The sequence below is a fragment of the Massilia sp. UYP11 genome, assembly GCF_050434805.1.
GTDB lineage: Bacteria > Pseudomonadota > Gammaproteobacteria > Burkholderiales > Burkholderiaceae_D > Telluria.
The window spans coordinates 129952-144891 of sequence record NZ_JBNDJE010000012.1 but is presented as its reverse complement, the minus strand read 5'-3'; the positions used below and the strand labels follow the sequence as shown (position 1 = coordinate 144891).

The 14940-nt window shown below is 67.0% G+C and carries 11 protein-coding genes and 1 pseudogene; 7 read left to right on the top strand and 5 right to left on the bottom strand.

Translation table 11 applies throughout. The features are described from left to right. Window positions 1-167 precede the first annotated feature (167 nt). Window positions 168-497: pseudogene (locus ABIB38_RS16685) on the bottom strand (PLP-dependent transferase); the annotation flags it as partial. Between the two features lie 201 nt (window positions 498-698). Here ABIB38_RS16685 and ABIB38_RS16680 point away from each other — a divergent pair. Then, the gene (locus ABIB38_RS16680) at window positions 699-1151 is read left to right on the top strand and encodes a CBS domain-containing protein (RefSeq protein WP_429205494.1); all 453 of its coding nucleotides are present in this window, start codon (window positions 699-701) and stop codon (window positions 1149-1151) included. A 168-nt stretch (window positions 1152-1319) separates the two neighbouring features. On the opposite strand, the gene ABIB38_RS16675 is transcribed toward ABIB38_RS16680, so the two are convergent. Next, the gene (locus tag ABIB38_RS16675; protein WP_429205493.1) at window positions 1320-3581 is read right to left on the bottom strand and encodes a putative bifunctional diguanylate cyclase/phosphodiesterase; all 2262 of its coding nucleotides are present in this window, start codon (window positions 3579-3581) and stop codon (window positions 1320-1322) included. A 202-nt stretch (window positions 3582-3783) separates the two neighbouring features. Between ABIB38_RS16675 and aroC the strand changes: the two genes are divergently transcribed. Then, entirely contained in the window at window positions 3784-4878 is a 1095-nt protein-coding gene (gene aroC / locus ABIB38_RS16670; RefSeq protein ID WP_429205491.1) for a chorismate synthase, read from the top strand. A gap of 74 nt (window positions 4879-4952) precedes the next feature. On the opposite strand, the gene ABIB38_RS16665 is transcribed toward aroC, so the two are convergent. Beyond that, entirely contained in the window at window positions 4953-6446 is a 1494-nt protein-coding gene (locus tag ABIB38_RS16665) for an HDOD domain-containing protein (protein WP_429205489.1), read from the bottom strand. Then, a complete protein-coding gene (locus ABIB38_RS16660) occupies window positions 6443-8179 on the bottom strand; it encodes a putative bifunctional diguanylate cyclase/phosphodiesterase (RefSeq protein ID WP_429205487.1) in 1737 nt (578 codons plus the stop codon). The genes ABIB38_RS16665 and ABIB38_RS16660 overlap by 4 nt, the downstream gene beginning before the upstream one ends. 329 nt (window positions 8180-8508) lie before the next feature. On the opposite strand from ABIB38_RS16660, the gene ABIB38_RS16655 reads away from it, so the two are divergent. The 4 genes from ABIB38_RS16655 (at window position 8509) to ABIB38_RS16640 (ending at window position 12026) form a co-directional block, all read left to right on the top strand. After that, window positions 8509-10218 (top strand): isovaleryl-CoA dehydrogenase, encoded by a 1710-nt coding sequence (locus ABIB38_RS16655; protein WP_429205486.1) that lies wholly within the window; start codon window positions 8509-8511, stop codon window positions 10216-10218. Between the two features lie 234 nt (window positions 10219-10452). After that, window positions 10453-11103, top strand: a complete 651-nt coding sequence (gene upp / locus ABIB38_RS16650) for a uracil phosphoribosyltransferase (RefSeq protein WP_429205484.1) — start codon at window positions 10453-10455, stop codon at window positions 11101-11103. 6 nt (window positions 11104-11109) lie between these two features. Then, a complete protein-coding gene (locus ABIB38_RS16645) occupies window positions 11110-11481 on the top strand; it encodes an Hpt domain-containing protein (protein ID WP_429205483.1) in 372 nt (123 codons plus the stop codon). A 341-nt stretch (window positions 11482-11822) separates the two neighbouring features. Beyond that, window positions 11823-12026, top strand: a complete 204-nt coding sequence (locus ABIB38_RS16640) for a cold-shock protein (RefSeq protein WP_005670341.1) — start codon at window positions 11823-11825, stop codon at window positions 12024-12026. A 187-nt stretch (window positions 12027-12213) separates the two neighbouring features. Here ABIB38_RS16640 and ABIB38_RS16635 read toward each other — a convergent pair whose 3' ends face one another. Continuing rightward, window positions 12214-13119 carry a LysR family transcriptional regulator gene (locus tag ABIB38_RS16635; RefSeq protein WP_429205480.1) on the bottom strand — a complete coding sequence of 302 codons (906 nt, stop codon included), beginning with the start codon at window positions 13117-13119 and terminating at the stop codon, window positions 12214-12216. Between the two features lie 172 nt (window positions 13120-13291). On the opposite strand from ABIB38_RS16635, the gene aceB reads away from it, so the two are divergent. Beyond that, the gene (gene aceB / locus ABIB38_RS16630) at window positions 13292-14881 is read left to right on the top strand and encodes a malate synthase A (protein WP_429205478.1); all 1590 of its coding nucleotides are present in this window, start codon (window positions 13292-13294) and stop codon (window positions 14879-14881) included. Window positions 14882-14940: the final 59 nt, after the last annotated feature.

Here is a 14940-nt window from a genome sequence, read left to right as displayed (position 1 = left end):
GCCAACCATCGCCGCGGGGGCGGGCGGGCGCCCGCCCCCGCCCCCCCGCCCGGCCGCGGGCCCGGCGGCGCCCCCCCGCCGCCCGGGGGGGGCCCCCGGGGGGGGGGCCCCCCGCCCCCCAGGGGCCCCGGGGGGGCCGGGGGCGGGGGGGGGGGCCGGGCCGCCCCCCGCGAGGCCACGATATGGTCGCCGGCGCCGGCCAGCGTGCTCAATCCGAGGTGCATGGCCGCCTGGCCGCTGGCGGTGGCGATGCCGGCCACCCCGCCTTCGAGCGCCGCGACGCGTTCTTCCAGCACCGCATTGGTCGGATTCGAGATGCCGGCGTCTGCATGGCCGGCCTGCTCCATATTGAACAGCGCCGCGCCATGGCCGGCGTCGCGCAAGGCGAACGAGGACGTGAAATGGATCGGCGTGGCGCGCGCGCCGCTGGCGGGGTCCGGGGCGCTGCCCGCGTGCAGGGACAGGGTGTCGAAACCGGGAGGTCGGGGACCGCTCATGCTGGACTCGCATCAGTGAAGATTGGGCATCCTAGCAGTTACGCGCCTTTGCGCAATCTGCGCTGCACCATCTCGTTGCCGAGCGCGCACCATGATGCAGCGCAACGCTGGATTTTTTGGCGGGCATAGGCTACAGTCGGTGTTATGCCTTATACAAAATTATCCAGTATCAGCAATATTGACGAAGCGGGGGTGGCAAACATGAAAGTTTCCGAAATCCTGCAAGTGAAGGGCAATATCCTGTACACCGTGACGCCCGACCAGTCGCTGGTCGACGCGGTGACCACGATGTCCGAGAACGATATCGGTTCGCTGGTGGTGATGGAGTACGGCGACCTGGTCGGCATGCTGACCTTCCGCGAAGTGCTCAAGGCGCTGCACGCGAACGGCGGCGCGGTCGGCTCCGGCACCGTGCGTCGCCACATGGACGACAGCCCGATCACGGTGACCCCGGACACCGAGGTCAACGAGGTGCGCCGCATCATGCTCGAAAAGCATGCGCGCTACCTGCCGGTGATGGACGCCGGCACCCTGCTGGGGGTGATCTCATTCTACGACGTCGCGCGCGCCGTGCTCGAAGCGCAGAGCTTCGAGAATCGCATGCTCAAGGCATATATCCGCGATTGGCCGGCGGAGCAGGGCGCGCCAGATTGACCGATGTCGGCTCCGGATTAGCCGTCGTTCCCGCGCAGGCGGGAACCCAAGCTTGTCCGCGCTGACGCAACAGTCAATCGGTTCGGCGACTCAGGTGACTCAGGTTCCCGCCTTCGCGGGAACGACGTTGATTGGCGTATCGAGTGCGCTGCCAATGGTGGCCATCGATCACGCCGCGCGCGTGATCGGATTCCCCGCCAGCCATTCCAGCAGTCCTTCCGGCGACAGTGGCCGCGCATACAGGAAGCCCTGCGCCAGCGGGCAGCCGAGCTGGCGCAGGATCTGCGCCTGGCGCTCGTCCTCGACCCCCTCGGCGATCACCGACAATCCCAGGTTGCGGCCCAGCTGCACCACCATCTGCGCGATGCTGCTGCCGCGCGCCGAACCCGTGATCTCGGTGACGAAGGTGCGGTCGATCTTGAGGCGGTCGACCTGCAGGCGCTGCAGATGCGAGAGCGACGAGAAGCCGGTGCCGAAATCGTCGATCGCGATCGACACGCCGGTGCGCTTGACCTGGGCCAGCTTCTCGACCAGCAGCGCCGGTTCTTCCATCGCCATCGATTCCGTGATCTCCAGTTCGATGTAGTCGGGCGGCGCGCCGGTGTCGGCGAGCGCGCGCTGCAGCATGTCGACGAAGTGCGGATGCCGGAACTGCACCTGCGAGACGTTCACCGACATCGTGAAGTCGAGGTGACCCGCCGCGCGCAGGCGCATCAGTTCCGCGCAGGCCTGGCGCAGCACCCATTCGCCGATCTCGACGATCAGGCCCGAGTATTCGGCGATCGGGATGAAGCGGTCGGGGGGCACCAGGCGGCCGTCGTCCAGGCGCCAGCGCAGCAGCGCCTCGGCGCCGAACGGGCGATTGGTGCTCAGATCGACCTGGGGCTGGTAATGCAGGAACAGCTGGCCGCGCTGGAAGCCGCTGCGCAGCGCGTGCATCATGCGCACCCGCTCGCGGATCTCGACGCCCATGCTGCGCGAAAAATAGAAGTGGCCGGCGCGCTGCTGCGACTTGGCGCGCTTGAGCGCGATGTCGGCGTCCTTGAGGGCGTCGGCGCCGCTGCCGTCGTGCTCCAGCAGGCGCACCAGGCCGAGCGTGGCGGACACCAGCACGTCCTGGCCGTCGATGCGGAACGATTCGCGGAACAGGGCCTGGATCTGGTCTGGCTGCACCGCATCGGCGTCGCCCAGCACGCAGAAGATGTCGCCGCCGATGCGGCCGATCTCCAGGCCCTGCGCCAGGCGCGACTTCAGGCGCTGGCCGACCGCCACCAGCAGCAGGTCGCCGAAATGGTGGCCGAGGGCGTCGTTGGTTTCGGCAAAGTGATCGAGGTCGACCAGGGCCAGCACCGGGGCCGCGCCGCGCGGGCCGGCCAGGGTAGCCTCGAGCAACTCGACCATGCGGGTACGGTTCGGCAGGGCGGTGAGCGGATCGTGGAAGGCCGACTGGTTCAGGCTGGTGACCAGTTCGCAGTTGTCGAGGCACACCGCCACCATGCCGCAGAACACCTGCAGCAGGCGCCGCTCCACCTCGTCGACGGGGCGATCGAGCGGGATGCAGGCCGCGAAATCGCGCCCCGCCTTGCCCGGGAAATACATATTGAGCAGGCCGTCCTCGGCGCCGCACTGGCGCTCGAGCAAGGTGCGCTCGGCGGCGAGCGCGAACTGGCCGGTCAGTTCCAGGCCCTCGAGGTTGCGGCAGGCGCCGGCGGCGGCCACGGCGCGCAGGGTCTCGGGGCGGCCATGGCCGCCGTCGCGGCTGCACAGCACGCCCTCGGGCGGCTGGCCGACCAGGCGCCCGGCCTGGGCCAGGATGCCGGCCGCCACGTTGCGCACGCCGTGCAGGGTCATCAGCTCGGCGCAGGCGGCGACGATGCGTTCCATGCCGATGCGGTTGGCATCGAGCGCGCGGATCTGCTGGTAGGAGCGGATCGCGGCCGCCACCGTCGTATACAGCTTGGTGCGGGTGAGCTCGGACTTGGTGCGGTAATCGTTGATGTCGTAGCCGCGGATGGCTTCCATCTCGGGGGCATAGCCGGGCTGGCCGGTACGCAGGATGATGCGCACGTCGTGCAGCCCCAGTTCGTCACGGATGCGGCGCACCAGCAGCAGGCCGGCGTCGGCCCGCTCCATCACCACGTCCAGCAGGATCACGGCGATGTCGCGTTCGCGCGCCAGGAGGTCGAAGGCGTCGCCGGCGGAATACGCGTGCAGGAAGGCCAGCGGCCGACCCTGCATCTCGACGTTGCCGAGGGCGAAGGTGGTGGTCGAGTGCACGTCGGCATCGTCGTCGACCAGCAGGATCCGCCATGCCGGACGCGGGGATGCGGCGACGGCGGCTTCGTCGGCGAAGACGAGGTCGTCGCGAACGACGTCACCGTCGCTGCTGGCATCCTTCAGTGGTCCCGAAGGCGTAATCGATGCTGGCATGTGCTACGTCTCCAGGTTGACTCGGCATGGATAAGTTCAGTATATATGCAATTGTAAAAAGGAAAGAGAATGATCCGGGGTAGTTAGCGAAAAAATATCCATGCGGAAACATATTTGCGACAGTCGACCATGCGATGTTCATTTCTGCTTGCCAGGCAGCCTGTTAGAATGGTAATTCGATCAAACTGAACCAATCACTCCCATGTCCGGCAATACATTTGGCAAGCTGTTTTCCGTCACCACCTTCGGCGAATCGCATGGCCCCGCGATCGGCTGCGTCATCGACGGCTGCCCGCCCGGCATGACCCTGAGCGAGGCCGACATCCAGCCCGAGCTCGACCGTCGCAAGCCCGGCACCTCGCGCCACGTCACCCAGCGCCAGGAGGCGGACCGGGTCGAGATCCTGTCCGGGGTCTACCAGGGCGTCACCACCGGCACCCCGATCGCGCTGCTGATCCGGAATGTCGACCAGCGCAGCAAGGATTACGGCAACATCGCCGAAAGCTTCCGCCCGGGTCATGCCGACTACACCTATTGGCATAAATACGGCGTGCGCGATCCGCGCGGCGGCGGCCGCTCGTCTGCGCGCCTGACCGCGCCCGTGGTCGGCGCCGGCGCCGTCGCCAAGAAGTGGCTGCGCGAAAAGTACGGCACCGAGTTCATGGGTTGCATGCGTGCGCTGGGCGATATCGAGGTGCCTTTCGAAGGCTGGGAGCACGTGCACGCCAATCCGTTCTTCGCCGCCACCGGCGACGCGGCCCTCCTGGCCCGCATGGAACAGGCGATGGACCAGCTGCGCCGCGACGGCGACTCGATCGGCGCGCGCATCGACGTGGTGGCGACCAGGGTGCCGGTGGGCCTGGGCCAGCCGATCTACGACAAGCTCGACGCCGACATCGCGTACGCGATGATGGGGATTAACGCGGTCAAGGGCGTGGAAATCGGGGCCGGCTTCGCCTCGGTGGCGCAGCGCGGCTCGGAGCATGGCGACGAGCTGACCCCCGAGGGCTTCATCGGCAACCATTCCGGCGGGGTGCTGGGCGGGATCTCGACCGGCCAGGACATCACGGTGTCGCTGGCGATCAAGCCGACGTCCTCGATCCGCGTGCCGCGCCGCTCGATCGACAAGGCCGGCAATCCGGCGATGGTCGAAACCTTCGGTCGCCACGATCCCTGCGTGGGCATCCGGGCGACGCCGATCGCGGAAGCGATGCTGGCGCTGGTGTTGATCGATCACGCGCTGATGCACCGCGCGCAGTGCGGCGATGTGCAGGTGGCCACGCCAAGATTGAGCTGAGGCCGGGTGGACGGCCCGGCCGTCCACCCCGCGTCGCGGCGCGAGCGCGTGACAGCCGCCGCATGTCAGCCACGTCAAGCGCGGGTAACGATCGCTTCCGTCTGATGCCGCCGTTCGACCGTGCGCACCACCAGAGTGCGCAGGTCGTTCAGCAGCGAGAACTCGGTCTGGCTCAGGATCACTTGCGGGAAGCTGTGGTCCCAGTCGCCATAGATGAAGCCCGCCGGTTGCCCGTGGGCCGACAGGGGAATGATCACGAAGCAGCGCGCCGCGGCAAGCGTGTCTTTCCACCAGCCCGGCAGCTTGGTCGCGAACTTGCTGTCGTGCGCATTCTCGATGAAGATCACGCGGTCGCTTCCCAGCGCCGCATGGAACACGTTCGGCTCGTAGGCGTCGTCGAACGCCAGGTCCGGCAGCATCGCCTTGGCGCCCTCGCCCAGTCCCAGGCGCGCCGTGTACCGGCCTTCGCGCCGGTTGCGGAAAAAAGCGAACGAGCGCGAGAACGACAGGCCCTCGTGCATCGTCTCGAGGGCCATCGAAATCATCTGGCCGGCGCTGGCGGTGGCGTCGGCGTCGCGCATGTCGGCCACCCCACTCATCAGGATCTTGTTGCCGGCAAGGCGTTTCTTCGTGGCCGCGACCTGTTGCGCGCGTTTTTCGGCCGGCCTGGACAGCGGCGCGATCGACAGGTCGGACGCCGCTTCTACCTTGGCCTTGTCGATCGAGGCCAGGATGCGGCTCGCAGGCAGGCCCAGCATCGGCGCGAAGCTTTCGGCCAGTTGCGCGACCTTGTCGGCGCCGGCCTCATCGTCGGCCCACAGGGCGTCGGCGGCCTGGGTCGACATGCTGCCCAGCGCGGCCAGCCAGTCCTCGTGGGCGAAGCCTTCGAAGCGCTCGCCCGGCTCGACCCGGCGCATGCCGGCCACCAGGTTGCGCGGCAGGCCCCAGTGCGCGGCGGTGGCGCGGCCCACTTCTTCCAGCGACAGGCCGAGCACCTCGTGGGCGGCGTTCTGTTCGCACCCTTCGCCGGCCGCCTCGCGCATGCTGGACCAGCGTTCCGGCAGGTAGAAGGTCAGCATCATGCGGCCCAGCGAGTGCAGGATCGAGCACACTACGGCTTCCTCGGGGTCGCGCGAGCGGGCGTCGGCAGCCAGCTGCTGCGCCACCATCCCGGCCAGCACCGCCTTTTCCATCTCGACGTGGGCGGCCTCGGTGTCCGGGCTGCTGCGGCTCAGTTCCTCGATCAGCTTCAGGCCCAGCGCCAGGTGGCCGATCGACTCGGTGCCCAGCACCAGCACCGCCTTGGAGATGGTGTTGACGTGCTGGCCGAAGGCCGCATACATGCTGCTGTTGGCAAGGCGCAGCACCTTCTGGGTCAGCACCGGATCGGACAGCACCGTCTGCGTCATCGAGAAATCGCGCTCGTCTTCGCCGCGCATCGAGGCCAGGATGGCGCTGATGGCCCTGGTAAAGCCCGGCATGTCGCCCTGGCGCCGGATGCGTTCCCATAGCAGGGCGAGGGTGGCTTGCGACTTCGCCGAACGCGGGGTGGTGGCTTGTGTGGTCATGATTTTCCTGTCCGGTGGTCGGCCGGCAGAAGCGCGGTATAGAGATTTTCCTTGAGCGCCGTGATGGCCACATTGGCCGGCATCGGCTTGCCCGTCAGGTAGCCCTGGACGTAATGGCAGCCCTGGTCGTCCAGCCAGGTCAGCTGCTCCTCGGTCTCGACCCCTTCGGCCACTACCGACAGGGACAGGTGCCCGGCCAGGTCGAGTATCGCGTTGCAGATGGCCGCGTCCTTGGTCGACGTCGGCAAGTCCTTCACGAAGGCGCGGTCGATCTTGAGCACCGAGATCGGGAAGCGCTTGAGGTAGGCCAGCGACGAATAGCCGGTGCCGAAATCGTCGATCGCGATGCGCGCGTGGCGCTCCACCATGCGCGCCAGGATGTCCTCGGCGTGCGCCGGGTCGATCATCAGGGTGCCTTCGGTGATCTCGAGCAGCAGCTGGCGGCCTTCGACGCCGGACAGCGCGAGTGCGTCGTCCAGCACGGTCAGGAAGCGGTCGCTGCGGAACTGGCGCGGGCTGATGTTCACCGAGATGTACAGCTCGCGCCCGGCCACTTCCTGGAACTGGCGGATCTGCATGCAGGCCGCCTTCAGGGCCCAGGCGCCGAGCAGGTTGATCAGGCCGTTGCTCTCGGCGATCGGGATGAAACGCGCCGGCGGCACCATGCCCAGGGTCGGGTGCTTCCAGCGCATCAGGGTCTCGAAGCCCTCGATGATGCGGCTGCGGGCGTTCACGATGGGCTGGTAGTAGAGCAGGAATTCGCCCTCGCGCACCGCATTGAACATGGCCGCCTCGAGCGAGATGTCGTGCTGCGGCGGGCTCTGGTCGCCGGGGCTGTAGACCACGGCGCGGCCCTTGCCGGTTTCCTTGGCGCGCGACAGGGCGGCGTCGGCCAGCGTCACCAGGCGCACCTCGTCTTCGGCGTGGTCCGGGTAAATCGCCACGCCGATCGAGGCCCCGAGGTAGATCGTGTGGCCGCCGGCCTCGAATGGCGACTGCAGGGTGGCCATCAGGCGCCCGGTGACCAGTTTGATCTGCGGCTCGGTGAAGGTGCCCGGCAGCACCGCCACGAATTCGTCGCCGCCGACCCGGGCCAGGGTGTCGCTGTCGCGCAGGGTGCGGCGCAGGCGCACGGCCGCCATCTGCAGCACGGTGTCGCCCAGCGGGTGACCCAGGCCGTCGTTGACCTTCTTGAAGCCGTCCAGGCCGACGGCGACGACCGCGAAGCCCTGGCCCGAGCGGCGCGCATTGGCGATCACCATGCGGATCCGGTCCGACAGCAGCACCCGGTTGGGCAGCTCGGTCAGGGCGTCATGGGTTGCCATGTGGCGCAGGCGTTCTTCGGTCGCATGCTGGGCCGACATGTCGCGGCCAATCACCAGCAGCGGGGCGGCGTCGCCGGTGGCCAGGCGCGCGATCCTGAGTTCGAACCAGATGTCGCGTTCGCCCGAGCGGAAGCGGGTCTCGACCATCACCGTCTCGTGGCCGGCGGCGGCCAGCGCATTGGACAGCGCCGGCTGGTCGATCTCGTGCGCCAGCGACACCAGCGAGCAACCGGCCTCGAAGCCCGACAGCCGCCGTGCGCGCAGGCCGGCCGCGTGGATCACGCCATCGGGCGCGACGCGGAACACGGCGTCGCCGGCCGTCTCCAGCAAGCCGTCGAGCAGCGCCGCGGCTTGCACAGGAGCGAGCGCCGGCTGGGGCGGGGGCACGGCGGAGGAACTGGTGTGCATGTCGTCTAGAAGCTTTCTTGTTGCGGCACGTGCACGTCATGCCAATGTCACATGTGATTCCGTGCAAGTCTACCAAACCAGGGATGACTCTATCACTGAAAAATTCCGCAAAGCATTAGAAAGCACAAGCCATGCGGTGTTTTCGACGTTCATTGAGCCTGCGCAGCCTGCTTGTCCGGCAAGCATGTTGGCGCTAATCTCCTTGCTGGAAGCTCAAGAATGTCACACGATATTGTCGCGCACTCTTGCTTGTAACGACATAATAAAGTGCAATTTTGATGCCTCGATGCAACATTCTACAGGAAGCAGATGGGCACGGAGGAGACACGATGGACAGATTCGCCACGCACGAGGTCGAGAACCAGGCCCCCGCGTTCACCGGCATCAACCTGTATGCCTGCGATCCGGCGCTGCAGGAAGCGCTGCGGCGCGAGGGCGGGGGCTGGGCGGCGGCGCAGCTCGAGGCGCTCGGCGCGCGCCTCGGCAGCGCCGAGGTCCAGGAGCTGGCGCGCCTGGCCAACGTCCACGGCCCGCTGCTCGCGAGCTTCGACCGCGCCGGTCGTCGCATCGACGAACTCGAATTCCACCCCGCCTGGCACGCCCTGATGACCCTGATGATCGGCGCCGGCGCCCATAGCGCGCCCTGGAGCGATCCGCGCCCTGGCGCCCAGGTGGCGCGGGCGGCGCAATACCTGCTGTTCGGCCAGGCCGAGAACGGCGCCCAGTGCCCGGTGACGATGACCTATGCCGCGGTGCCGGCGCTGCGCCGCGCGCCGGGGCTGGCGGCGCTCTGGCTGCCCAGGATCCTGTCGCGCGACTACGATCCGCGGCCGTTGCCGGTGGCGCACAAGCGCGGCGCCCTGATCGGCATGGGCATGACCGAGAAGCAGGGCGGTTCCGACGTGCGCGCCAACACCACGCGCGCCACGCCGCTGGGGGCGGACGAGCTGCGCGAAGAAGGCGCCGCCGGCGAGGGCGCCTGGCGCATCGTCGGCCACAAGTGGTTCTATTCGGTCCCGCAGGCCGACGCCCACCTGGTGCTGGCGCGCTGCGACGAAGGCGAGGGCGCCGACGCGGCGGGCAACCAGAGCGCCGCGGGCGGCCTGGGTTGCTTCCTGGTGCCGCGCTTTCTCGCCGACGGCCGGCGTAACGCGGTTCGGGTGCAGCGCCTGAAGGACAAGCTGGGCAACCGCTCGAACGCCTCGTCCGAGGTCGAGTTCTGCGGCGCGCTCGGCTGGATGGTCGGCGAGCCGGGGCGCGGCATTCCGACCATCCTCGAGATGGGCAGCCATACCCGCCTCGATTGCGTGCTGGGCAGCGCCGGCATCATGCGCGCCGCCCTGTGCCATGCGCTGCACCATGCGCGCGGCCGCATGGCCTTCGGCCGGCCGCTGGCCGAGCAGCCTTTGATGCGCAATGTGCTGGCCGACCTGGCGCTGGAATCCGAGGCCGCCACCGCCTTCGCCCTGCGCCTGGCGCGCTGCTTCGACGAGGGGCAACTGCCGTCCCAGGCGTTGCTGGGCCGCATCCTGACCGCGGCCGGGAAGTACTGGATCTGCAAGCGCGGCCCCGGCTTCGGCGCCGAGGCGATGGAAGTCATGGGCGGCAACGGTTACGTCGAGGACGGCCCGCTGGCGCGCTTGTACCGCGAGCTGCCGGTCAATTCGATCTGGGAAGGGTCGGGCAACGTGATGTGCCTGGACCTGCTGCGCGCGCTCGGCAAGTCGCCGCAAGAGGCGCGTGCGGCGCTGGCGGCCGAGCTGGCGCCGGCGGCGGGGCTGGACCCGCGCTTCGCGGACCACGTGGCGGCGCTGCTGGAGGGCCTCGCGGCACGCATGCACGACGAATCCGGTGCGCGGCTGCTGGCCGAGCAGATCGTGGTCGCGGTGCAGGCCGCGCTCTTGCTGCGCCATGCGCCGCCTTGCGTCGGCGAGGCGTTTTTGCTCACACGCATCCTGCAGCCGGTGGGCGCGGCCTACGGACGGTTGCCCGCCGGCCTCGACCTCGAGGCGATCCTGGCGCGCGCCCTCGTCTTATGAATGGCACCTCGAAAAACCTGCTGCGCGTTGCATTTTCGGTCTGCGATGCTCGCTGTACTCCAGTACAGCTGCGCTTCTCGACCTGCGCGGCCCGACCGAAACTGCTGCCGCTCGCGACGGTTTTTCGAGGTGCCCTGAAGTCTATTTTTTTTCACGTGCAGACCGGGACAAACGGCCGCGTGGCTGGGATAATGCGCGCTTGCATGCTTCGTACAGAATCCTTTGAAATCCGCCATGAAACAAGACCCGCGCTTCCCGAACCTCTACATCCTGAACCACCCGCTGATCCAGCACAAGCTGTCGCATATGCGCGAGCACGACACGTCGACGCGCACCTTCCGCGAACTGCTGCGCGAGATCACGCTGCTGATGGGATACGAGATCACGCGCGACCTGCCGCTGACGACGCGCTCGATCAAGACCCCGCTGGTGACCATCGATGCCCCGGTAATCGCAGGCAAGAAGCTGGCCGTGGTGCCGATCCTGCGCGCCGGCATCGGCATGAGCGACGGCCTGCTGGAGCTGGTGCCGTCGGCGCGCGTCGGCCACATCGGCGTGTTCCGCGACCCGGACACCCACGAACCGGTCGAGTACATGGTGCGCCTGCCCGACACCACCGAGCGCACCTTCATCCTGTGCGATCCGATGGTTGCCACCGGCAATTCGGCGGTGCACGCGATCGACGTGCTCAAGAAGCGCGGCGTGCCGGACGAGCAGATCCTGTTCCTGGCCCTGGTGGCGGCGCCGGAGGGCGTGCAGGTATTCCAGGACGCGCATCCGCACGTCAGGCTGTTCGTCGCCTCGCTCGACTCGCACCTGGACGCGGATGCCTACATCATCCCGGGCCTGGGCGATGCGGGCGACCGCATCTTCGGCACCAAGTAAGCGCCGATGGCTACCGTGCCGCCGGCCGACCAGCAGTTCTTCGCGCGTCTCGCCGAGCTCAACGAGCAGTTCGCGGCGCGGCTGCCGTCGACCATGGAGCAACTGGCGGCGCTGTCGCGGCAACTGGCGCGCGCCGGCGAGCCGGCCTTCGATGTCGCCCCGGTGGCCGGTGAGGTGCAGGCAATGCTGCACACGCTGGCCGGCTCAGCCGCCACGTTCGGCTTTCGCGGCCTGGGCCACCATGCGCGCCTGCTGGAACAGCGGCTAAGGGTGCTGCGCGCCTTCGATGTGGTGGCCGCCACGGAGTGGCAAGCCTGGCGCGCGGAACTCGACGAATACATCCGCGCCGCGCGCTGCGATCCCAAGTCGCTCGCTTGAGCCATCGCCAGGGCCCCCACTCGCACGCGACGCTCCACAAGCGATATGCGCAAAGGTGCGGCAGAGCGGAATTTGATTCATCGCAAACATTTGGTTGGGTCTTACGCCTATATTTTCCCTCGTACCGGATAAAAACGTGCGCCCCTTATTTATTGATTTTTAGAATCGTTGCGGCCTGGCGGTTTTTTTATTTAACGAAATAGGTGCGCGTCGGTTTTATTCGGTATAATACGGGATCGTTGGGTTCGAGGTAGTAGTGCAGTCTGTCTGTCATTTCTTTCTTGCTTCTTCAAACGATCTGAAACGGGCGCAAGCCCAACTAACCGAAATAGGAAATTGTAATGGCAACTGGCATCGTTAAATGGTTCAATGACTCGAAGGGCTTCGGCTTCATCACCCCTGATGAAGGCGGCGAAGATCTGTTCGCGCACTTCTCGGCTATCCAGAGCACCGGCTTCAAGTCGCTGCAGGAAAACCAGCGCGTTTCGTTCGACGTGACCACCGGCCCTAAGGGCAAGCAAGCCTCGAACATCCAGCCTCTGTAATAGCCTCAGGGCTTTACGAGATAAAAATCCCCGGAATTGCCGGGGATTTTTTTTGCCTGTCGTCGTCATACTCCCTGTCGTCGCCGTACTCCTGTCCCTGTCGTCGCCGTACTCCCTGTCGTTGCCGTAGCCCCTGTCGTTGCTGTCGTCGCTGGCCCGCCCGCTGGCGCGGGCTGCAGCGGCGGCGTCAGGAATAGCGCCAGTAGTCCGGCGCGGCATAGTTACGGCGCAGGAAATCCACGAAGGCGCGAATGCGCAGCGGCAGGTGGCGGCGCTGGGCAAACACGGCATGGACGTCGTTGCCGGGCGCCGCGAAGTCGTCCAGCACGCTCACCAGTTCGCCGCTCGCGATCTGGCTGCCCACTTCCCACATCGAGCGCCAGGCCAGGCCCTTGCCGGCCAGCGCCCAGGCATGCAGCACGGCCCCGTCGTTGCACACCATATTGCCGCCCACTTTCAGGGTCACCGGCTTGCCGCCGTCGATGAAGGTCCAGCCGCGCTGGCTGCCTTCGCTGCTGATCGGCAGGCAGTTGTGGCGCGCCAGGTCGGCCAGCTGGCGCGGCCGGCCGTGGCGCTTGAGATAGGCGGGCGAGGCCACCACCACGCGCCGGTTGTCGGCCAGCTTGACGCCGACCAGGTTCGAGTCGTCCAGGCTGGCGATGCGGATGGCCACGTCCACGCCTTCGGCCACCAGGTCGATCACGCGGTCGGAGAGGTTCAGGTTGATGGTCACGTCGCGGTGCTCGGCCAGGAAGGAAGGGAGCAGCGGCGCCACGTGCTGGCGGCCGAAGCCGGCCGGCGCCGACACCGTCAGGTGGCCCGAGGCGCGCATGCTGTGCTCGGAAATGGCCGACTCGGCGTCATTGACCTCGGCCAGGATGCGCTGGCAATCCTCGAGGAAGGCGGCTCCTTCGTCGGTCAGGACCAGCCGCCGCGTCGTGCGCTGAAGCAGCTTGACCCCCAGCCGGGCCTCAAGCGCATCGAGGCGGCGGCCGATCATGGCCGGTGCAATGCCTTCGGCGCGCGCCGCGGCGGACAGGCTGCCGCGCGCGACGACCTCGACGAAGCTCGCCATCTGGGTGAATTTGCCCATGGTGTTGACCTGTTCCTCTCTCTCATTTGATACAAAAACGCACGGATGCTGTGAGAATTTGTATGGTTTAGCGCTATTCAAGTGAATATACTTGATGCAAAGACAAACGCCAAGGAACGCCCCTGGCGGGCGCGGCGTCGCACGCATTATTCATCACTTTTTGGAGGCAACAATGTCCCTCACCATCCCCGACGGCATGCAGATCACGGGCGAGATCAAGCCCGGCTACGAACAGATCCTGGTCCCGGAAGCGCTCGCGCTCGTGGCGCAGCTGGCGCGCGCCTTCGCCCCGCGCCGCCAGGAGTTGCTGGCCGCGCGCGCCGAGCGGGCGCGCCGGCTCGACGCCGGCGAGCGCCCGGATTTCCTGCCCCAGACCGCCCATATCCGCGACGGCGACTGGCGGATCGCACCGATCCCGCCGGCGCTGGCTTGCCGGCGCGTGGAAATCACCGGACCGGTCGAGCGCAAGATGGTCATCAACGCGCTCAATTCGGGCGCCGACAGCTATATGACCGACTTCGAGGATTCGAACACGCCGAACTGGGACAACCAGATCCAGGGCCAGATCAACCTGTTCGATGCGATCCGCAAAACCATTTCGCTGGAACAGAACGGCAAGTCCTACCGGCTGGCCGACAAGGTGGCGACGCTGGTCGTGCGGCCGCGCGGCTGGCACCTGGACGAAAAGCACATCCTGGTCGACGGCCAGCGCGTCTCGGGCGGCATCGTCGATTTCGCGCTGTTCATGTTCCACAACGCGAAGGAATTGCTGGCGCGCGGGGCCGGTCCGTATTTCTACCTGCCGAAGCTGGAGTCGCACCTGGAAGCGCGCTTGTGGAACGACATCTTCGTGATGACCCAGGACGCGCTGGGACTGCCGCAGGGCACGATCAAGGCCACGGTGCTGATCGAGACCATTCTTGCCGCCTTCGAGATGGACGAGATCCTGTACGAACTGCGCGAGCACAGCGCGGGCCTGAACGCCGGCCGCTGGGATTACATCTTCTCGTGCATCAAGAAGTTCAAGCATGACCGCGACTTCTGCCTGGCCGACCGCGCCAAGGTGACGATGACGGCGCCGTTCATGCGCGCCTATGCGCTGCTGCTGCTCAAGACCTGCCACCAGCGCGGTGCGCCGGCCATCGGCGGCATGGCGGCCCTCATTCCGATCAAGAACGATCCGGAGAAAAACGAAATCGCGATGGGCGGCGTGCGCACCGACAAGGCGCGCGATGCCACGGACGGCTACGACGGTGGCTGGGTCGCGCACCCTGGCCTCGTCGCTCTGGCGATGGAAGAGTTCACCAAGGTGCTGGGCGACCGGCCCAACCAGCTCGAGAAGCAGCGTCCGGACGTCGAGGTGACGGCCGCGCAATTGCTCGACTTCCAGCCCGAAACGCCGATCACCGAGGCCGGCCTGCGCTACAACATCAACGTCGGCATCCACTACCTGGGCGCCTGGCTGGCCGGCAACGGTTGTGTGCCGATCCACAACCTGATGGAAGACGCGGCGACGGCCGAGATCAGCCGCTCGCAGGTGTGGCAGTGGATCCGCTCACCGAAGGGCGTGCTCGATGACGGCCGCAAGGTCACGGCGGACATGGTGCGGTCGATGATTCCGGAGGAACTGGCCAAGGTGAAGCAGGTGGCGGCGGACGGGACCCATGCGAGCTACGAGCGCGCCGCCGTCATCTTCGAGGAGATGTCGACGTCGGAGGAATTCGCCGAGTTCCTGACCTTGCCGCTCTATGAGGAAATCTGATCGAAGAGATCTGATCCAAGAGATCTGATGCAAGAGATGTGATGCGCTGCGTGGACGCT